The 19796-nt window shown below is 67.6% G+C and carries 14 protein-coding genes; 9 read left to right on the forward strand and 5 right to left on the reverse strand.

Annotation, left to right across the window (positions count from 1 at the left end):
• Positions 1 to 193 precede the first annotated feature (193 nt).
• Positions 194 to 3367: an isoleucine--tRNA ligase gene (gene ileS, locus BST13_RS04185; protein ID WP_211296003.1), complete on the forward strand. Its 3174-nt coding sequence runs from the start codon at positions 194 to 196 to the stop codon at positions 3365 to 3367.
• 89 nt (positions 3368 to 3456) lie between these two features.
• Here the strand turns inward: ileS and BST13_RS04190 are convergent, their stop codons facing one another.
• Positions 3457 to 3675 carry an RNA-binding S4 domain-containing protein gene (locus tag BST13_RS04190; protein ID WP_083160956.1) on the reverse strand — a complete coding sequence of 73 codons (219 nt, stop codon included), beginning with the start codon at positions 3673 to 3675 and terminating at the stop codon, positions 3457 to 3459.
• A 33-nt stretch (positions 3676 to 3708) separates the two neighbouring features.
• On the opposite strand from BST13_RS04190, the gene BST13_RS04195 reads away from it, so the two are divergent.
• On the forward strand, positions 3709 to 5073 hold the full coding sequence (locus tag BST13_RS04195) for a DNA polymerase IV (protein WP_083160958.1): 1365 nt from the start codon (positions 3709 to 3711) through the stop codon (positions 5071 to 5073).
• Between the two features lie 9 nt (positions 5074 to 5082).
• On the opposite strand, the gene BST13_RS04200 is transcribed toward BST13_RS04195, so the two are convergent.
• Together BST13_RS04200 and BST13_RS04205 are read right to left on the reverse strand one after the other, a co-directional pair.
• Complete coding sequence (locus BST13_RS04200; protein ID WP_425436973.1) at positions 5083 to 5550, reverse strand: hypothetical protein; 468 nt, start codon at positions 5548 to 5550, stop codon at positions 5083 to 5085.
• A gap of 22 nt (positions 5551 to 5572) precedes the next feature.
• Positions 5573 to 6520, reverse strand: coding sequence for an asparaginase (locus tag BST13_RS04205; RefSeq protein ID WP_095533397.1), 948 nt, complete (start codon positions 6518 to 6520; stop codon positions 5573 to 5575).
• A gap of 43 nt (positions 6521 to 6563) precedes the next feature.
• Between BST13_RS04205 and lspA the strand changes: the two genes are divergently transcribed.
• From lspA to BST13_RS04230, 5 genes are read left to right on the forward strand one after another with little or no spacing between them, the layout of a single operon-like run.
• Complete coding sequence (lspA, locus tag BST13_RS04210; protein ID WP_083160962.1) at positions 6564 to 7277, forward strand: signal peptidase II; 714 nt, start codon at positions 6564 to 6566, stop codon at positions 7275 to 7277.
• Positions 7277 to 8200: an RluA family pseudouridine synthase gene (locus BST13_RS04215; protein WP_083160964.1), complete on the forward strand. Its 924-nt coding sequence runs from the start codon at positions 7277 to 7279 to the stop codon at positions 8198 to 8200. Before lspA ends, BST13_RS04215 begins: the two co-directional genes overlap by 1 nt.
• 53 nt (positions 8201 to 8253) lie before the next feature.
• Positions 8254 to 9153, forward strand: coding sequence for an EamA family transporter RarD (gene rarD, locus BST13_RS04220; protein WP_083161365.1), 900 nt, complete (start codon positions 8254 to 8256; stop codon positions 9151 to 9153).
• A 31-nt stretch (positions 9154 to 9184) separates the two neighbouring features.
• On the forward strand, positions 9185 to 9562 hold the full coding sequence (locus tag BST13_RS04225; RefSeq protein ID WP_083160966.1) for a YciI family protein: 378 nt from the start codon (positions 9185 to 9187) through the stop codon (positions 9560 to 9562).
• 26 nt (positions 9563 to 9588) lie between these two features.
• The gene (locus tag BST13_RS04230) at positions 9589 to 10773 is read left to right on the forward strand and encodes an RNA polymerase sigma factor (RefSeq protein ID WP_425436974.1); all 1185 of its coding nucleotides are present in this window, start codon (positions 9589 to 9591) and stop codon (positions 10771 to 10773) included.
• On the opposite strand, the gene BST13_RS04235 is transcribed toward BST13_RS04230, so the two are convergent.
• Complete coding sequence (locus BST13_RS04235; protein ID WP_083161367.1) at positions 10766 to 11650, reverse strand: SDR family oxidoreductase; 885 nt, start codon at positions 11648 to 11650, stop codon at positions 10766 to 10768. The two genes, BST13_RS04230 and BST13_RS04235, sit on opposite strands and share 8 nt — an antisense overlap.
• A gap of 109 nt (positions 11651 to 11759) precedes the next feature.
• Positions 11760 to 12605, reverse strand: coding sequence for a thioesterase II family protein (locus BST13_RS04240; protein ID WP_245839329.1), 846 nt, complete (start codon positions 12603 to 12605; stop codon positions 11760 to 11762).
• A gap of 727 nt (positions 12606 to 13332) precedes the next feature.
• On the opposite strand from BST13_RS04240, the gene BST13_RS04245 reads away from it, so the two are divergent.
• Both BST13_RS04245 and BST13_RS04250 read left to right on the forward strand, forming a co-directional pair.
• Positions 13333 to 15066, forward strand: coding sequence for an AMP-binding protein (locus BST13_RS04245; protein WP_083161373.1), 1734 nt, complete (start codon positions 13333 to 13335; stop codon positions 15064 to 15066).
• Complete coding sequence (locus tag BST13_RS04250; protein ID WP_083160968.1) at positions 15063 to 19796, forward strand: type I polyketide synthase; 4734 nt, start codon at positions 15063 to 15065, stop codon at positions 19794 to 19796. Before BST13_RS04245 ends, BST13_RS04250 begins: the two co-directional genes overlap by 4 nt.

Genomic DNA, 19796 nt, shown 5'->3' on the forward strand with positions numbered 1-19796 from the left:
TTGCAGCGGCGTCGATCCGGCCATCACCGGGGAGCCTCCGGAAGAACGGTTGCGCGGGTCCGCCCGACGCGGCTCAGTAGAACCGGGCGGGTGGGCCCGTCATCGCCCGAAAGTTGAGCGGCGCGCGAGGTTTCGCGCGCAAGCGGGGTGGTACCGCGGCGCTCGCGCACCTGCGCGACGTCGTCCCCGTGCCTTGAACGCAGTTGGGCCTACGGGCCCAGCACAGGCACAGGAGACGAAGACCGTGAGCGCCTATCCCAAGCCCGCCGCACCGAATTTTCCGGAGCGCGAACTTGAGGTGCTGGACTACTGGGCCGGCGACGACACCTTCCGGGCCAGCGTCGCGCGCCGCGACGACGCACCGGAGTACGTCTTCTACGACGGTCCGCCGTTCGCCAACGGCCTGCCGCACTATGGCCACCTGCTGACCGGCTACGTCAAGGACATCGTGCCGCGCTACCGCACGATGCGCGGCTACAAGGTGGAGCGCCGGTTCGGCTGGGACACCCACGGCTTGCCTGCCGAGCTGGAGGTCCAGCGCCAGCTGGGCATCGCCGACAAGGCGCAGATCGAGGCGATGGGGATCGAGAAGTTCAACGATGCCTGCCGTGCCTCGGTGCTGAAGTACACCGATGAGTGGCGCGCGTACGTCACGCGGCAGGCCCGGTGGGTGGACTTCGACAACGACTACAAGACCCTGGATCCCACCTTCATGGAGTCGGTGATCTGGGCGTTCAAGCAACTGTGGGACAAGGGCCTGGCCTACGAGGGCAACCGCGTGCTGCCGTACTGCTGGAACGACGAAACCCCGTTGTCCAACCACGAGCTGCGGATGGACGACGACGTCTACCAGAGCCGCCAGGATCCCGCGGTGACCGTCGGTTTCACGGTGGCCGACGGCCCGCTCAAGGGCGCGCACCTGCTGATCTGGACGACGACGCCGTGGACCTTGCCGTCCAACCAGGCCGTGGCCGTCAACCCCGACATCACCTACGTGCTGGTGCAGGGTCCGGAGGGACGACGCTATGTCCTCGCGGAAGCCCGACTGGCCGCCTACGCCCGCGAGCTGGGTGAGGAGCCGGAGGTGCTCGGTGCATACCCGGGCCGGGACCTGTTGGGCACACGGTACCTGCCGCCGTTCCCGTATTTCATGGACTCGCCCAACGCATTTCGGGTCCTCGGTGCCGATTTCGTCAGCACCGAGGACGGCACGGGCATCGTGCACATGGCGCCCGCCTACGGCGAGGACGACAAGGCCACAGCCGACACCGCCGACATCGTCGCCGTCACACCGGTGGACTCCAAGGGCCGGTTCGACGCGTCGGTACCCGATTACGCGGGTCAGCATGTGTTCGAAGCCAATTCGCAGATCATCCGGGATCTCAAGAACCGTGACGGGTCAGCTGGGGTCAACGGTGCGATCCTCCTACGGCACGAGACCTACGAGCACTCCTACCCGCACTGCTGGCGCTGCCGTAATCCCTTGATCTACCGCGCGGTGTCGTCGTGGTTCATCAAGGTGACCGAGTTCCGGGACCGGATGGTCGAGCTCAACAAGCAGATCACCTGGTACCCCGAGCACGTCAAGGACGGTCAGTTCGGCAAGTGGCTGTCCAATGCACGTGACTGGTCGGTGTCGCGAAACCGCTACTGGGGCAGCCCCATTCCGGTGTGGAAGTCCGACGATCCGGCGTATCCGCGGATCGATGTGTACGGCAGCCTCGACGAGCTCGAGCGCGACTTCGGGGTACGCCCGACGAACCTGCACCGGCCCTACATCGACGAGCTGACCCGGCCCAACCCCGACGACCCGACCGGCAAGTCCACCATGCGCCGCATCGAGGACGTGTTCGACGTGTGGTTCGACTCGGGGTCCATGCCGTACGCGCAGGTGCACTATCCGTTCGAGAATCGCGAATGGTTCGACGGCGCGGACGCCCACTTCCCGGGCGATTTCATCGTCGAGTACATCGGCCAGACCCGCGGCTGGTTCTACACCATGCACGTGTTGGCCACCGCGCTCTTCGACAAGCCGGCCTTCAAAACCTGCGTGGCACATGGGATCGTGCTCGGCAACGACGGCCAGAAGATGAGCAAGTCGCTGCGCAACTACCCCGACGTGAGCGAGGTGTTCGACCGCGACGGGTCCGACGCCATGCGCTGGTTCCTGATGGCGTCTCCCATCCTGCGCGGCGGCAACCTCATCGTCACCGAGCAGGGCATCCGCGAGGGCGTGCGCCAGGTGCTGCTACCGCTGTGGAACGCCTACAGTTTCCTGGCGCTGTACGCACCGGAAAAGGGAACGTGGCGCACTGATTCGACGAACGTCCTGGATCGCTACATCCTGGCCAAGTTGGCGCAGTTGCGCGACGATCTGACTGCGGCCCTGGACGTCTGCGACATCTCCGGGGCGTGCGACGAGCTGCGGCAGTTCACCGAGGCGTTGACGAACTGGTATGTGCGCCGGTCCCGTTCGCGTTTCTGGGAGGAGGACGCCGAGGCCATCGACACGCTGCACACCGTGCTCGAGGTGACCAGCCGGCTCGCCGCGCCGTTGCTGCCGCTGGCCACCGAAGTGATCTGGCGCGGGCTGACCGATGGGCGCTCGGTGCACCTGACCGACTGGCCGGAGGCCGACGTGCTGCCGAAGGACCCCGAGCTGGTCGCGGCGATGGACCAGGTGCGCGAGGTGTGCTCGGTGGGCTCGTCGCTGCGCAAGGCCAAGAAGCTGCGGGTGCGCCTGCCCCTGCCGAAACTGACCGTGGCCGTGGACAACCCGGATGCGCTCGCGCCGTTCGGTGATTTGATCGCCGACGAACTGAACGTCAAGGCGGTTGACCTGACCGACGACATCGACGCTTACGGCAAGTTCGAGCTGGCCGTCAACGCCCGGGTCGCCGGGCCACGGATCGGCAAGGACGTGCAGGCCGCGATCAAGGCCGTCAAGGCGGGCGAGGGTGTGGTCAATCCCGACGGCACCATGACCGCGGGACCGGTGGTACTGCAACCGGCGGAGTACACCTCCAAACTGGTTGCGGCGGACCCGGAATGGACTTCGGCGCTGCCCGACGGGGCCGGGCTGGTCGTGCTCGACGGCACGGTCACCGAGGAGCTCGAAGCCGAAGGCTGGGCCAAAGACCGGATCCGCGAGCTTCAGGAGCTGCGTAAGACGACGGGCCTGGAGGTCTCCGACCGGATCTCGGTGCGGATGGCCGTGCCGGCGGAGTTCGCCGCTTGGGCCGGCACCCACCGCGACCTCATCGCCGGTGAGATCTTGGCCACCAGCTTCGAATTCGTGGGCACGGACACGGCGCTGGAGGGCACAGTGATCGGCGACGGCGTCCGGGTGGCGATCGCGAAGGTCTGATTTCGCGCGACCATGCCGAGCGTGAAGAAGATTGCGAGAAATCAGAACTTCTTCGACATCAAGTTCACATTCGGCGAACGAGATCAGCGTCAGCCTCGGACGACCCGCGCCGTGCGGCCTTCGAGCGATACGGTGTCGCCCGGGTGTAGCTGGCGGCCGCGGCGCAACTCGACGTCACCGTTGACCATGACGAGGCCGTCGGCGATCACCGCTTTGGCATCCGCGCCGGTGTCAATCAGCGAGGCCAGCTTGAGGAACTGGCCGAGGCGGATCGACTCGTCACGGATCGGGACCTCATCGGATGCCATGCCGGTCAGGGTAGCGCCATAGCATCGACAGGTATGGCGGGCAGCGGGTTCCAGGCGGGCGGACGCTGGGTCCTGCATCTCGACATGGACGCGTTCTTCGCGTCCGTCGAACAACTCACCCGGCCGACGCTGCGCGGGCGCCCTGTGCTGGTCGGCGGCCTTGGCGGGCGCGGCGTGGTGGCCGGGGCCAGCTATGAGGCGAGGCGCTACGGCGCCCGGTCGGCGATGCCGATGCACCAGGCGCGCCGCCTGGTCGGTGCGCCCGCGGTGGTGCTCCCGCCACGCGGCGCGGTGTACAGCGTGGCCAGCCGCCGAGCGCTCGACACGGTCCGCAGTGTGGTTCCGGTGGTCGAGCAGCTGTCCTTCGACGAGGCATTCGGCGAGCCGGCCGAGCTCGCGGGCGCTTCGGCGGCCGAGGTCGAGGAGTTCTGTGAGCGGTTGCGGGCCAAGGTGCGCGAGCAGACCGGGCTGGTGGCCTCCGTCGGGGCCGGGTCGGGCAAGCAGATCGCCAAGATCGCATCGGGTCTGGCGAAACCGGACGGGGTGCGGGTCGTCAGCCGCGACGAGGAACGGGTGCTGCTCGACGGGTTACCGGTGCGGCGGTTGTGGGGGATCGGTCCGGTCGCCGAGGAGAAGCTGCACCGGCTGGGCATCGAGACGGTCGGCGCATTCGCGGCCCTGTCCGAGACGGAGGTGGCCAGCGTGCTGGGCGCGACCGTCGGTCCCGCGTTGCATCAGCTGGCTCGCGGGATCGACGACCGGCCGGTGACCGAACGGGCCGAGGCCAAACAGATCAGTGCCGAGTCGACGTTTCCCGAGGACCTCACCACACTCGCCCAGCTTCAGGACGCCATAGGCCCCATCGGTGAGCACGCGCACCGGCGCCTGGAGAAGGACGGCCGCGGCGCGCGGACCGTCACGGTCAAGCTCAAGCGGTCGGACATGAGCACGCTGACCCGGTCGGCCACGCTGGGCTATGCCACCACCGAGGCCGCCACCCTCATCGGCACCGCCCGCCGGCTGCTGCTCGACCCGGTCGAGGTCGGTCCGATTCGCCTTGTCGGAGTTGGCTTTTCAGGACTCTCGGACACCCGGCAGGAGTCCTTGTTCCCGGATCTGGAGCAGCCGCAGGAGGTCTGGGACACCCACCAGCAGGTCGACGCGGGTCCCGCGGCTGCGACGGTGTGGCGCATCGGCGACGACGTGGTGCACCCCGAGCACGGTTTCGGCTGGATCCAGGGCGCCGGGCACGGCGTGATGACGGTTCGCTTCGAAACCCGGGCATCGGGGCCCGGGCCTACCCGCACGATCGCCGCGGACACCCCTGGGCTCGCCCGGGCCAACCCGGTCGACAGCCTGGCCTGGGCCGATTATCTCGAGAGTCTCGGGCGGACGTGAGGAGCCGGACTACCAGAGCACGCCGTAGGTGGCCGACAGCACGAAGCCGTGCTGGCCGTAGGTCTTACACGTCACGGTGCCCTGATGCCCGACGCCGCAACTGGCTCCCCAGTTCTCCAGCCGTTGCCCTTCGGGCAGGACATCGACATCGCGGGTGAATCTGGCGTTGTCGGAATGCTGGTAGTCGGCAGGTCCCCAGCTGTTGACCACGGTCTGGTTGGTCCCGGCAGGCGCATCGGTCGGCACGGCGTCACAGCCCACCGGGCCGCCGTTGGGGCCGATGCCGCAGTGTCTGCCGTCCGGGGTCTTGAAGAAGATCCAGTAGAAGTCGCCGGGTGCGGCCGAGGAGAACGAGCCGCGGGCATTCGGATAGCTGTCGATGTCGTCGGCACCTGATGGCGGTTGCGCGCCTGCGGATGGCGAGGCCGCCACGGCCAGTGCTGCGGCTGCGACAGCCGTAGCTAAGTGGTACAGCATGTCTTCCATTGAACCCAGGCCGTCAACCCCACTGGCCGATAATGCCGCTCACGGGCTGTCCCGAGGCCAGGGCCGCCATCAGCAACACCCGCGCCTGTCCGGGCCGCAGCCGTGATGCCAGGACTGCGCCTGCGTCGAGGAGGCGTTGGCCCGGTCCGTAGTCCGGGCTGACCGGCCCGTCGGGTACCCGGGTGGAGACTACGACGGTCACCCCCGCGGCGGTGAGTCTGCGGACCCCTTCGATCACGGGTTCACCCGCATTGCCCGACCCGACCGCCTCCAGCACGATCCCGCGGGCCCCGGCCGCGACGCACGCGTCCATGGCGGCCGCGTCGCTGCCCGGATACGCCGCGACGATGTCGACGCGGGGTGCGCTGCCTGCGGTCAAACCGCTCAATTCGGGCCGTACCTTGGCGGCACCGGGCTCGAACCCGGCCGCGGTCACCGCACCCACCGGGGTTCCGGTGAATCCGGCGAGGTTGACGGTCGAGTCCTTGCGCAGCCCGAGCGGCTGCCACACCGTACCGGCGAACGCGACGAGAACACCGAGGTCATGAGCGTGCGGGCTGCCCGCCACCACCAGCGCGTCGTGCAGGTTGGCGGGCCCGTCCGAGTCCGGCGAATCGGAGCTGCGCTGGGCTCCGGTCAGCACCACCGGAACGGCCCCGGTATACGCCAGCTCCAGCCAGAGTGCGGTTTCCTCCATCGTGTCGGTGCCGTGGGTGATCACCACGCCGTCGGAACCACAGGCCGCGGTCTCGACCGCAGCCCGGATCCGGTCCCAGTCGGCCGGCGTCATCATCGCGCTGTCGGTGGACATCACGTCGATGATCTGGATGTCGGCGGCGATGTCGAGGTCAGCGGTGAGATCGGTGCCCGTGCGGGTCGGGTGTCGCACCCCGGCGCCGTCGGTGCTGGTGGCGATGGTGCCGCCAGTTGTGATGACGGTCAGATTCACGGGCTTGTGCACGGCTCTAGATTGTTCCGCATCGACACTTTGGGATGATGGGGGAGTGACTGAGGAAACCCCCACCCCGGCGGAGCCGGTGACCGAGGCTTCCGGGGATGCCGAATCCCCCGCCCCGCCCCGACGCCGGCTGCCCCTGTTGCTGATGGTTGCCGGGGTGGTGCTGTTCCTCGACGTCGTGACCAAGGTGCTCGCGGTGCGGCTCCTGACGCCCGGCCAGCCGGTTTCGATCATCGGCGACACGGTGACCTGGACACTGGTCCGCAACTCCGGTGCGGCGTTCTCCATGGCGACCAGCTACACGTGGGTGCTGACGCTGATCGCCACCGGCGTGGTGATCGGCATCGTCTGGATGGGCCGCCGCCTGGTCTCGCCGTGGTGGGCGATAGGGCTCGGCATGATCCTCGGCGGCGCCATGGGCAACCTGGTGGACCGCTTCTTCCGTTCTCCCGGTCCGCTGCGCGGGCACGTGGTCGACTTCTTCTCCGTCGGTTGGTGGCCGGTGTTCAACGTGGCCGACCCCTCCGTGGTGGGTGGGGCGATCCTGCTGGTCGCGCTGTCGTTGTTCGGCTTCGACTTCGATACCGTCGGCCGGCGCCAGTCGGACGCGCAACAGACCGAGGCGAAATCGAAGGCGGAGCCTGCGAAGATCGACAGCGCCGAGGCCGACACCACCAAGACCGAGAAAGCCGGCGACCAGGACGCACCGGAGCCGGCCGACGAGTCGAGCCCGGTCGGCCGCCAGGCTGATCCGTCATAGTGGCCACGCGGTCGATGCCGGTCCCCGAGGGGCTGGCCGGTATGAGGGTCGACGCCGGTTTGGCGCGGCTGCTGGGGTTGTCTCGGACCGCCGTGGCGGCGCTGACCGAGGACGGTGGCGTCGACCTCGACGGAGCGCCTGCCGCCAAGTCCGACAAGCTGGTCGCCGGGGCCTGGCTGGAGGTGCGGCTGCCCGAGGCGCCCGCACCGGTGGAGAACACCCCCGTCGACATCGAGGGCATGGCCATCCTCTACTCGGACGACGACATCGTCGCGGTCGACAAGCCGCCGGGCGTCGCCGCGCATGCCACGGTCGGCTGGCACGGTCCGACGGTGCTGGGCGGGCTGGCGGCCGCGGGCTTCCGGATCAGCACATCGGGTATCCACGAGCGGCAAGGCATCGTGCAACGCCTGGACGTCGGCACCTCGGGGGTCATGGTGGTGGCGCGTTCGGAACGGGCCTACACCGCGCTGAAGCGCGCGTTCAAGCAGCGCACCGTCGACAAGCGTTACCACGCTCTGGTGCAGGGGCACCCCGATCCGTCGAGCGGCACCATCGACGCGCCGATCGGCAGGCACCGGGGCCATGACTGGAAGTTCGCGGTGGTCGAGGACGGACGCCACAGCGTCACCCACTACGACACCATCGAGGCCTTCCAGGCCGCCAGCCTGGTCGACATCGCGTTGGAAACCGGCCGCACCCATCAGATCCGGGTTCATTTCGCCGCACTGCACCATCCGTGCTGCGGTGATCTCACCTACGGCGCCGATCCGACGCTGGCGAAACGGCTCAAGCTCGAGCGGCAGTGGCTGCATGCCCGGTCACTGGCCTTTGCGCATCCGGCCGACGGCCGGCGCATGGAGATCACCAGTCCGTATCCGGCAGACCTGCAGCACGCGCTCGACGTGCTCCGCCGGCACTGATCGTGAGTGACGCGCAGCGCGGACGTGCGGAGCAGATTCAGCTCCGGGCCGGAATGCTCTACGGCGCAGCTGCGTACATCTGGTGGGGTCTGTGCCCCGGGTTCTTTCTGCTCCTGCTGCCTGCCGGTGCTCTCGAGGTGCTCGCCCACCGCATCGTCTGGAGCGCGGTGTTCCTGCTCCTGGTGCTGGCGCTCGCGCGTCGGCTCGGAGATCTGCGACGGCTGCGCGCCCGCACCTGGCTGCAACTGCTGGCCGCGGCGGCGCTCATCTCCGTCAACTGGGGCACCTACATCTACGCGGTCACCAACGGCCACGTCGTCGACGCCGCGCTCGGGTACTTCATCAACCCGCTGGTGAGCGTGGCACTCGGTGTCGTGGTGTTCCGTGAACGCATCAACCGCTGGCAGGCGGTGGCGCTGATCATCGCGGTGGCCGCGGTCGCGGTGCTGACCGCGCAGGTCGGTGCGCCGCCCTACATCGCGGTCGTGCTTGCCGTGAGTTTCGGCCTCTACGGGCTGGTCAAGAAGGTGGTCGCGGCCGATCCGCGGGTCAGTGTCGCGGTCGAGACGCTGCTGGCGCTGCCGCTGGCCGCGGGATACCTGATCGCGCTCGGTGTGCTCGGGCAGGGGCATTTCCTGAACAACGGCGCCGGGCATGCGGCGCTGTTGTTGCTGGCCGGCCCGGTCACGGCGATCCCGCTGCTGTTGTTCGCCGCGGCGGCGCAACGACTCCCGCTGGTCACGCTGGGACTGTTGTTCTACCTCAACCCCGGCCTGCAGATGGCGTGGGGCGTGTTCATCGGGCACGAGCCGATGCCGCTGGGCCGCTGGGTCGGGTTCGCGCTGATCTGGCTGGCGCTGATCATCATGACCGCCGGAGCGCTCGGCAGAAGAGCTCGAGATCCGGTTCGCGGAACTGTCGATCAGGTGGAGCCGGAATCGTCATCACGGTGACAGGCTGACACCACGACACCGGGAGGACACCATGCAGTACTGCCTGCTCATGCACTACCAGGAAGGGCCCGAGGCCGGTCTCTCGGAGGAGGACATGGCGCCGGCGCGGGCAGCGTTCGCCCGCTACGCCGACGATCTCGACGGGGCCGGCGTGCTCATCGGCACTCAGGTGCTTCAATCTGCTTCGGCGACAACCACATACACCGCACGCAACGGTAAACCCGAGATTCAGGACGGCCCGTTCGCCGACACTCGCGAGCGGCTCGGTGGCGTGTTCGTCATCGATGTGCCGGATCTGGACGCAGCGCTGCAGTGGGCCGGGCGGTGCCCCGCCGCGCAGTGGGGTTCGGTCGAGATCCGCCCTGTTGCGGTCACCTATGCCCGCGGAACCGGCTGGTACACGCCCTGACCGAGTCGTCGCCGGCGCAGTCGCGGGTGACGGAGATCACCCGCGACTCCTACGGCCGGCTGCTTGCGCTGCTGGCTGCGCCCACAGGTGACATCGCGTCGGCCGAGGATGCGCTGTCGGATGCCTTCGAGCGCGCGTTGCAGCGATGGCCGCAGGACGGCGTACCCGGCAATGCCGAGGCATGGATCCTGACCGTGGCGCGTAACCGACTGCGAGACCTCTGGAAGTCGTCGGCCTACCGGCTCACCCGGCTGCTGCCCGACGACCACGATCTCGCGGAAGCCTCCGCCGAACCGGCCGAGATACCGGATCGGCGACTCGAACTCATGCTGGTGTGCGCGCACCCGGCCATCGCGCCGGATGCCCGTACCCCGCTGATGCTCCAGACCGTGCTGGGCGTGGACGCGGCGGCCATCGCGGGCGCGTTCGCGGTCGCCCCCGCCACCATGGCGCAGCGGTTGGTCCGTGCGAAGAAGCGGGTCAGGGATGCCCGCATCCCGTTCGTCCTGCCGGAACGCGCCGACCTGGCCGACCGGTTGCCCGGTGTGCTTGAGGCCGTCTATGGGGCCTATGCCATCGACTGGCAGGCCACGCCGCAGAGCGCGGTGCTGGATTCGCTGTCCGCCGAAGCGCTGCACCTCGCTCTGATCCTGGCCGAACTGTTGCCGGACGAGCCCGAGGTGCTCGGGCTGGCGGCACTGTTGTCGCTGTGCGAAGCGCGCCGTGTGGCCCGGCATGGTCCCGACGGCCGATTCGTCCCGCTCGATGCACAGGACGCGTCGCGATGGGACAGGGCGCTGATCGAACGCGGCGAGCGGATGCTGACGCGCGCACACGGGTTCTCATCACCCGGGCGGTTCCAGTACGAGGCGGCCATCCAGTCCGCACATTGTGCGCGACCGGTGGACCAGGCGGCGTTGCGCAGGTTGCACCGGGCGCTGGTGCGGATCGCGCCGACGCTGGGGGCCATGGTGGCGCTGGCTGCCCTCGACGGCGAGATCGACGGTCCGCGAGCAGGTTTGCGCAGCCTCGACGCGATCGACGATCCTGCCGTCGCCCGCTTCCAGCCCGCTTGGGTGACGCGGGCGCACCTCCTGTCCCGCGCCGGCCGCACCGACGACGCCGTGCGGGCCTATCGCCGTGCGATCGAGCTGACCCCGCAGGCCGATGTGGCGTCATATCTACGACGCATCCTCGACGGGCTCAGCTAGCGTCGGTTGCCTCGGTGCGCGCGCTGACCGAGCGGCCCAGTGCGGCCACCTCGGCGTCCATCCTGGGCAGCAGCGCCGGTGCGGATTGCCGCATCGCGGTCTCGCCGACGTAACTCGTCAGCACCGGTTTGAGCCACCGGAACAGACCCACCCAGCTTGGGCAGTACACGCGGGTCTTGCGGCCTTCGATGCCCTTGACGAAGGCCCTGGCGCACTTGTCGGCCGAGGTGGTCCAGTTCACCGGCCACCACGGAGCCATGGCCAGCATCTCGCCGAACACGGGTAGATCGGCCTTGGTGTCGCGAATCAGGTCGGTGTCGATCCACGACATGTGAGCCGAGCCCACCTTCACGCCGCGGTAGGCAACCTCCAGCCGCAAGGCGTTGGCGAGATGTTCGGCTCCGGCCTTGGAGGTGCTGTACGGGGCCATCCCGGGAGCGGCGGCGAACGCGGCCATCGACGAGACGATCAGCACATAACCCTGGCGGTCGATCACCGACGGCAGGGCGGCGCGCACGGTGTTGAAGACTCCGAGCACGTTGACGTCCATCACCCGTTTGAACGCCTCGGGATCAACCTGGAGCAGGGAGCCGTAACTGGCCACGCCTGCGTTGGCCACGACCACATCGATGCCGCCGAAACGTCCGACGGCCTTGTCGATGACGCCCTGCATCGCGGACAGGTCACGCACGTCGGCGGTCATCGTCATGACTCTCGCATCATCGGCGAGTTCTGCCGCCAGGGCTGCCAAGGGTTGCGCATCGACGTCGACGAGCACCAGTGTGGCGCCGCGCTTGTGCAGCAGGCGCGCGACTGCGGCGCCGATGCCGCGGGCGCCACCGGTGATGACAACGACTTGCGAACTCAGCGACACCATGTGCCGAAAGGTACCCTCGGTGCAGCAGGCGTGCCGATCGAATTGCACGACTGGTAGCTGAAATTCGCGCATCTGCGCGCATGGGCAGCCACGAGCGACCGGCCGGCCGTCATCGACCGTTGCCGTCGGATGCCAGCCGGCGCTCGATGTCGCCGACCACCTCGCCGACGGTATCGGTGATGAAGAAGTGGTCGCCTGCCACCACCTGAATGTCGAAGGCAGCGGTCGTGAAAGCCGACCAGGCCGCCACCCGCTCGTAGCTGACCGCGGTGTCGTCGGCGGCGGCGTAGGCGTAGATCGGACACGCAACGGTTGTGCCGGGCGGGCAGTTGTATTCGGTGATCGCACCGTAATTGCGCAGGGTCCGCAGGATCGTCGCGCCGAAGCGGTCTCCGATGAATTCGGTGTCGGTCCCGGTCATGTCGGCCACCATCTTCAGCAGCTCACCATCACTGCTCTGGTGCAGCTCTTGATAACCGCCGTGCCCAGGTGCGGGCGAGGCAGACAAGAACAGCGCCGCAACGGTTTTCCCGCTGGCTTCGAACTTGCGCGCCACTTCGAAGGCGATCAGGCCGCCCATGCTGTGGCCGAAGAACGCGAGCGGTGCCGCTGATGTGATTCCGGCTGCGAGTAGGTCGTACACGTCGCCGGCAAGCGTTGGGATACTACCGATGTCGGGCACATCGTGCCGGTCCGCATGGCCGGGATACTGCACTGCTACGCGCCGAACCGATGACGTGAACGCACGTGCGAACGGTACGTAGGCCCGCGCCGAGCCACCGGCGTGCGGAAATATGTACAGCGTCTCGACCGCATCCGGTCCCTGATCACCTTGAGCTTCCGCTGTCATGCCGTGATCCACGGGCTGGGTGTCGTTGACGAACGCACCGGCCATCACCTCCCCGGGCCCGTCGGCGTAGTACCGCCGGGTTGAGTGCTCATTATCGGGGAGCACGGATGGAATGCCAATCGGCAAATGACAGAACAGAACTCTGCTAGCTGTGCTAGGCGATTGCTCAACTCGTCAGTAGGTGTCCAGCCGCCGTGTCGTGGGCGGCGACATGCGCCATTCACCGCTGCGTGCGGGCCGGAGAGCGTTTGGTCGGCATCGGGTTTCCGGCTTCTGCGCGATCGGCTGCCCATTGAGGCAAAAATTTGCGATAACAAGATCGGCAATCTTGATCGGTTGGATGCAAAGTGCAATGCGCCCGCGAATGCCGTTGTGTAACAACTTATCTAGGCGGATTCTCGCCGAGCTGCGAAAAGCTCGGAAGTCGACAGGGCAAACAGCACCCCGAACGTCGAACGGCGGTGCATCTCGAGTAAAGCCCCGATTCGCGTCGCGTAGCTAATTTGCACCGGCAAACAAGTTGGCGAGGTCGCCACTCTCGAGTGGGAAAACCGATGACAGTTTGCCAACAGCGGCGTAAATTTCCGCAAAGACGCCACGGGAGCCATCTTCGCTAGCCGGCACAAGGGATGTGCGGCTGACGGAGAGATGACGCCCGCTGTCAGAACCAGTCGGGGGACGGGCTTGTGCTGGGCACCGACGGCCAGCACAGGATGCAGCGTGCGTCGCCGACGACGGCGGCGTGCAGCAAACAAACACGCAGATGGCGCGCTGTTCCGCGCTGTCGGCATGGGCGACGAAGTCTGAGCGGGAGTGAATGGAAGGAAAACCCATGGTTGAACATTCCCTGACAGCGCTTCTCCGTGAGCGGGCCGGTAAGCAGGGCGACGCCACTGCCTACACCTACCTCGACTTCGAAGTCGACCCCAACGGGTACCGCGAATCGCTCACGTGGGCCGAGTTGTACCGACGCGTCCGCGTCGTTGCCGAGGAACTCCGGTTGTGCGGCGCACCAGGTGACCGTGCTGCCGTGCTGGCACCACAAGGACTCGAGTACATAGTGGGTTTCCTCGGCGCCATGCACGCCGGTTTCGTCGCGGTACCCCTGTCGGTTCCACAGCCAGGCGTGCACGACGAGCGAGTCGTGTCAGTGCTGCGGGATTGCAGTCCGTCGGTCATCCTCACCACAACCGCCTCGGCCGCTGAGGTCGCGGGCTATGCGGAAGGCGCCCGGCCGCCGGCGATCGTCGAAATCGACTCGCTTGACCTTGATTCGCCGCGCGAACCCGACGCGGTGCGGCCGGGCATGCCGCCGGTCGCCTATCTGCAGTACACGTCGGGCTCGACGCGCCTGCCTGCCGGGGTCGTGGTCACCCACAAGAACGTCGTGACCAACGTCGATCAGGCACTCGGGGATTACTTCGGCGGGGATATCCCGTCGGATGCCACCTTCGTATCGTGGCTGCCGTTCTACCACGACATGGGGCTGATCAAGGGCGTCTGCGCGCCCCTGGTCTGTGGCCGCAGCGCGGCGTTGATGAGTCCGTTGGCGTTCCTGCAGCGTCCGGCTCGGTGGATCCAGTCGCTGGCCTCCAGTCCGGCGGCCCTGTCAGCGGCCCCGAACTTCGCCTTCGAGCTGGCGGCGCGCCGCACCACCGACGACGACATGGCCGGGCTGGACCTCGGCGATGTGCGCTCGATACTCAGCGGCAGCGAGCGGGTGCACGCCGCCACCCTCAACCGATTCATCGATCGGTTCGCGCCGTTTCATCTGAAGCCGAGCGCCATTCGACCGTCCTACGGCCTCGCCGAGGCCACCGTCTATGTCGCCACCTCCGACCTGGGCACCGCCCCGTCGCGGGTCCGGTTCGATTACGAGAAGCTGTCGAATGGGCACGCGAGGCGCTGCGATGCCGACGCGAGCGGAAGCACGGAACTGATCGGGCATGGCACCCACCGGTCCACCGTGCTGCGGATCGTCGATCCCGCCGCCCGCACCGAGAACCCGGCCGGAACAGTCGGCGAGATCTGGGTGCACGGGGACAACGTCGCCGCCGGATACTGGCACAAATCCGAAGAGACACAACGGGTCTTCGACGGAAGCCTGGTCAACGCCTCACCCGGTACGCCCGACGGGCCGTGGCTCAAGACCGGCGATCTCGGCGTCATCTCCGACGGTGAGCTGTTCATCATCGGCAGGATCAAGGATCTGCTGATCGTGGACGGCTCGAACCACTATCCGGACGATATCGAGGCGACGATCCAAGAGCTGAGCAACGGCCGTGCTGCCGCCATATCGGTGCCCGACGGCGAGTCCGAGAAGTTGGTGGCCATCGTGGAGGTCAAGCGTCGCCGCGAGTCGGACGACGACTGGGCCGAGCGGCTCCATCTGTTGAAACGTGAACTGACATCGGCGATTTCGACGACGCATCGGGTACGAGCCGCCGATCTGGTGTTTGTCGCGCCAGGCTCGATACCGATAACGACCAGCGGGAAGGTGCGCCGGTCGACCTGCGGCGAGCTCTATCGAGAGAACCGGTTCGAGCGATTGGACGGACCACGATGACTGCCACCGTCGGAGACGACGCCGGACTGCGGCGCTGGCTGATCGACTATCTCGTCACCACCGTCGGCTGCAAGCCCGAAGAGATCGACCTCGATCTGTCGCTCAACGACCTTGGCGTCGGATCCAAGGACGCCGTCGTGCTCTCCGGTGAACTGGCCGAACTCCTGGACCGCCCGGTGTCCCCGGTCGACTTCTGGCAGCATCCGACCATCAACTCGCTGGTCGGGTTTCTCGTCGACGGTGAGCAGGAATCCGCCGCGGACCAGACGCTTGGATTCGACCGCGGATCGCTCGACGAACCCATCGCCGTAGTGGGCCTGGGGTGCCGGTTCCCCGGCGGGATCACCGGTCCGGATGCTCTGTGGGACTTTCTGTGGGACGGCCGCTGCGCGGTCACCGAAGTTCCGCCGCAACGTTGGCAGCCGTTCGACGACGGATCGCCCGAAGTTGCGGAGGCGCTGGCGGGCACCACCCGCTGGGGTTCGTTCCTGCCAGACATCGACGCCTTCGACGCGGAATTCTTCGAGATCTCACTGCGCGAGGCCGCGAAGATGGACCCGCAACAGCGACTGCTGCTCGAAGTCGCCTGGGAGGCTTTCGAACACGCCGGAATCCCAGCCAGCTCACTGCGCCGTTCACAGACCGGGGTCTTCGCCGGAGCCTGCTTCAGTGAGTACGGCTACCTGGGGTCGACCTATCTCCCGACAGTCGATGCCTGGAGCAATACCGGTGGCGCGCTGAGCATCATCGCCAACCGGTTGTCTTATTTCCTCGACCTCCGCGGACCCTCGGTCACGATCGACACCGCATGCTCGTCGTCACTGGTCGCGATCCATCTGGCATGCCAGAGCCTGCGGATGCGTGACTGCGACACGGCACTCGCGGCCGGTGTCAACATGCTTTTGTCGCCTGCGGTCTTCCATGGCTTCGACCAGGCCGGCGCGTTGTCGCCGACCGGCAGGTGCCACGCTTTCGACGCTGCGGCAGACGGTTTCGTGCGAGGCGAGGGCTGCGGGGCGGTCGTGCTGAAGCGCCTCGGCGACGCCGTGCGCGACGAGAATCGCATCCTCGCCGTGGTCCGCGGATCGGCGGTCAACCAGGACGGGCGATCCAACGGGTTGATGGCGCCGAACCCGGCCGCGCAGATGGCGGTGTTGAAGTCGGCGTACACCAATGCCGGACTGACGCCTCACGACGTGGACTATGTGGAAGCCCACGGGACGGGTACCTTCCTGGGAGATCCGATCGAGGCCCGCGCGCTGGGCACCGCACTCGGCCGGGGCCGCCAGGAGCAGTCGCCACTGCTGATCGGTGCGGTCAAATCGAATCTGGGCCATCTGGAGGCTGCGGCCGGTATCGCCGGCTTCCTCAAGGCGGTGCTTGCGGTACAGCAGGCCCGGATCCCCGGAAACGTCGGGTTCGAGACGCCGAACCCACACATCCCGTTCAGTGCGCTACGACTGAAAGTCGCTGCGGAGAATCAGGATTGGCCGTCGGTGGGGCGGCCGCGACGGGCCGGCGTCTCGTCGTTCGGATTCGGCGGCACCAATGCGCACGTGGTGCTCGAACAGGCTCCCGATGCGGCCCCGTCGGGGCCCAGGCAGGATGCCGCCGTCACCACGCTGGTGGTCTCGGGCAAGGACCGCGAGCGTATCGAACGCACCGCCGGGACCGTGGCCGCGTGGATGAGCGGCGCCGGCGCGGGAACCGCGTTGGCCGACGTAGCCCATACGCTCAACCACCACCGATCCGGTCATTCGGTGTTCGCCACCGTGTGTGCACGTGATCGTGAGCAGGCCGTCGCAGGTTTGACCGCGTTGGCGCAGCGGCAACCCGCCACCGGCGTCGTCGGTCCGCACGACGGATCCTGCGGCGCGGGAACGGTGTTCGTGTACTCGGGTCAGGGCTCGCAGTGGGCAGGCATGGGACGGCAGCTGCTCATCGACGAACCGGCGTTCGCCGCGGCGGTTGCCGAGCTGGAACCGGTGTTCGTCGAACAGGTCGGGTTCTCCCTGCGGCAGGTGCTCGGGGACGGGCTGCCGGTGCGCGGCGATGCGCAGGTGCAGCCCGTGATCATGGGGCTGCAGCTGGCGTTGACGGAGCTGTGGCGCTATCACGGCGTGACCCCGGACGCGGTGATCGGCCATTCGATGGGCGAAGTCACGGCAGCTGTCGTGGCGGGCTCACTGACGGTTCGGGAGGGACTGCGGGTGATCGCCACCCGATCCCGCTTGATGTCCACCTTGGCGGGCAAGGGCGCTGTCGCGCTGTTGTCCCTGAACGCCGAGGCGACAACGGAACTCATCGCCGAGCACCCGGACGTGAGCCTGGCGATCTACACGTCGCCGCGCCAGACGGTGATCGCCGGTCCGCCTGCGGCGGTCGACACTTTGATCGCGGAAGTGCAGCGGCGCGGCCGGTTCGCGCGCCGGGTCAACATGGAGGTGGCGTCCCACAACGCCTTGATGGATCCGATCCTGCCGGACCTGCGGGCGGCGCTGGCCGATCTCTCGCCGCGGCGGCCCGTGATTCCGTTCCTCTCGACGGTTCGGGATGGCACCACGGAACCGGTGCTCGACGCCGACTACTGGGCGGACAACATCCGCCGCCCGGTACGCCTGCAACAGGCGGTGACCACGGCCGGCGAAACCTACACCAATTTCGTCGAGATCAGCGCCCATCCGATGCTCGCGCCCGCGATCTCGGAAACCCTCGGCGACATCCACCACCACAGCGTCGGCACGTTGACGCGCGGCGGCGACGACACGGTCAGTTTCCACACCAACCTCAATGCGATGCACACGGCGCAGCCTCCGGTCACCCCGCACCCACCGGGACCGCATCCGGTGCTGCCGACGACACCGTGGCTGCACACGAGCCACTGGGCCGACTTCATGCCCATGGGCAGGCGATCCCGCGGCGGTGCCCCGTCGGCGACGTCGGGTGTCGTCCCTGCGGAGTGGTACTGCGAGCTGACCTGGCCGGAGCGGTGCGTGGCAGCCGAGTCGCTGGCCGCCGCAGGATCGTGGGTGGTGATCGGCGACGACGGTCTCGCTGCTGAGATCGCACGTGCCGGGGACAACCAGGTCACCGCGCTGGACGAGGATGCGGATGCCACGACGTTGCGCGCCGCCGCAGCCGATGCCGATTACGTGCTGTACGCCGCACCGGTGTGCCCGGCGTTCGACGCGGCATCCGGATACCGCGTCTTCAGCGCTGCGCGCCGAGTGGCAGTCGTGCTGGCGGATTCCGGATTGCCATCGCGCCTGATCCTGCTGACCCGTAACGCGCAGCCCATCGCCGACGGGGACCGCGCCAATCCGTCTCACGCGGTGCTGTGGGGCCTGGGCCGCACGCTGGCGTTGGAGTGCCCCGACATCTGGGGCGCGGTGATCGATGTCGACGAGTCGGTGCCTGACGGTCTCGTCGCCCGGTACGCCGTCGCCGAAGCCCATGCCGGCGATGAGGAAGACCAAATCGTCTACCGGGCGGGTGTCCGCCGGGTAGCCCGGCTACGCCGGGCGCTGCCGCCCACCACATCGGGGGATGGGCTGGACGGCAACGGCAGCTATCTGGTGGTGGGCGCGACCGGCAACATCGGTCCGCAGCTGATCCAGCAGTTGGCCGACATGGGCGCCGGGACCGTCGTGGCGGTGTCACGCAATCCCGGTGCCCGGTTGGACGGGTTGGCCGCGACACTTGCCGGTCAAGGCAAGTCGTTGGTGCCGGTGGCTGCCGATGCCACCGATGAAGCTGCCATGACGGAGCTCTTCGCCCGATTCGGCGGCGATCTGCCCCCGCTGGCGGGAATCTACCTGGCCGCCTTCGGCGGTGGTCCGGTCACCGTGACGGATATGACGGACGCCGACGTTGCGGCGATGTTCCGGCCCAAGCTCGATGCGATCGCCCTATTGCACAAGCTGTCGTTGGGCACGCCGCTGCGCCAGTTCGTCCTTTTCAGCTCGATATCGGGACTGCTGGGTTCCCGATGGCTGGCGCACTACGCGGCGACAACCACCTTCCTGGACACCTTCGCCTACGCGCGGCGTGCCGCCGGCCTGCCTGCCACGACCGTCAACTGGGGGCTGTGGAAGTCGCTGGCCAACAACCAGATCGAGCAGGAGCGCAACATCACCCTGGGTTCGGGCCTGGAACCGATGCCCGACGAGGTGGCGATCCAGGCGCTGTGGTCGGTGTGCGGATCCCGCACTCCGGTGCGCTCGACCGTCGTGGCGGCCGACTGGACCCGACTGGCGGCCGCCTACCGGACCAGAGCGCCGCTGCGTATCGTCGATGACCTGCTGCCGGTGGACAACGACGAACCCGACGCGGCCGACGCTCCCGCCGTACCTGCTACTCAATTCCGGAAAGCCCTGCGCGAGTGCGAACCCGAGCAGCGGTACAACCAGCTCGCCGAGCACGTCAGCACCTTGGTCGCGCGGGTTATGGGGCTGGCGTCGCCGCAGCTTCTCGACCGGTCGGAGGGGTTCTTCCAGTTCGGGATGGACTCGCTGATGAGCGTGACCCTGCAGCGGGCGCTGGCCGAAAGTCTCGGGCAGGCGGTGCCGGCCTCGGTGATCTTTGACTACCCGACCGTCGACGCGCTCACCGATTACCTGACCACCATCCTGCCCGAGTTGATCGAGGTTGCCGACGACGGTGAGGTCGACACCTACGAAGACTTCAGTGAAGACGAACTGCTGCAACAACTTTCGCAGAGGCTGGGTTGA

This window comes from Mycobacterium aquaticum (assembly GCF_002086485.1).
GTDB classification, from domain to species: Bacteria; Actinomycetota; Actinomycetes; order Mycobacteriales; family Mycobacteriaceae; genus Mycobacterium; species Mycobacterium aquaticum.

Coding starts and splice junctions, on each gene's coding strand:
- BST13_RS04235 (WP_083161367.1), bottom strand. CDS start 11,650: ATGGTGTCGCTGAGTTCGCAAGTCGTTGTCATCACCGGTGGCGCCCGC.
- BST13_RS04225 (WP_083160966.1), top strand. CDS start 9,185: ATGCAGTACTGCCTGCTCATGCACTACCAGGAAGGGCCCGAGGCCGGT.
- BST13_RS04250 (WP_083160968.1), top strand. CDS start 15,063: ATGACTGCCACCGTCGGAGACGACGCCGGACTGCGGCGCTGGCTGATC.
- BST13_RS04200 (WP_425436973.1), bottom strand. CDS start 5,550: ATGCTGTACCACTTAGCTACGGCTGTCGCAGCCGCAGCACTGGCCGTG.
- rarD (WP_083161365.1), top strand. CDS start 8,254: ATGCTCTACGGCGCAGCTGCGTACATCTGGTGGGGTCTGTGCCCCGGG.
- BST13_RS04195 (WP_083160958.1), top strand. CDS start 3,709: ATGGCGGGCAGCGGGTTCCAGGCGGGCGGACGCTGGGTCCTGCATCTC.
- BST13_RS04245 (WP_083161373.1), top strand. CDS start 13,333: ATGGTTGAACATTCCCTGACAGCGCTTCTCCGTGAGCGGGCCGGTAAG.
- BST13_RS04190 (WP_083160956.1), bottom strand. CDS start 3,675: ATGGCATCCGATGAGGTCCCGATCCGTGACGAGTCGATCCGCCTCGGC.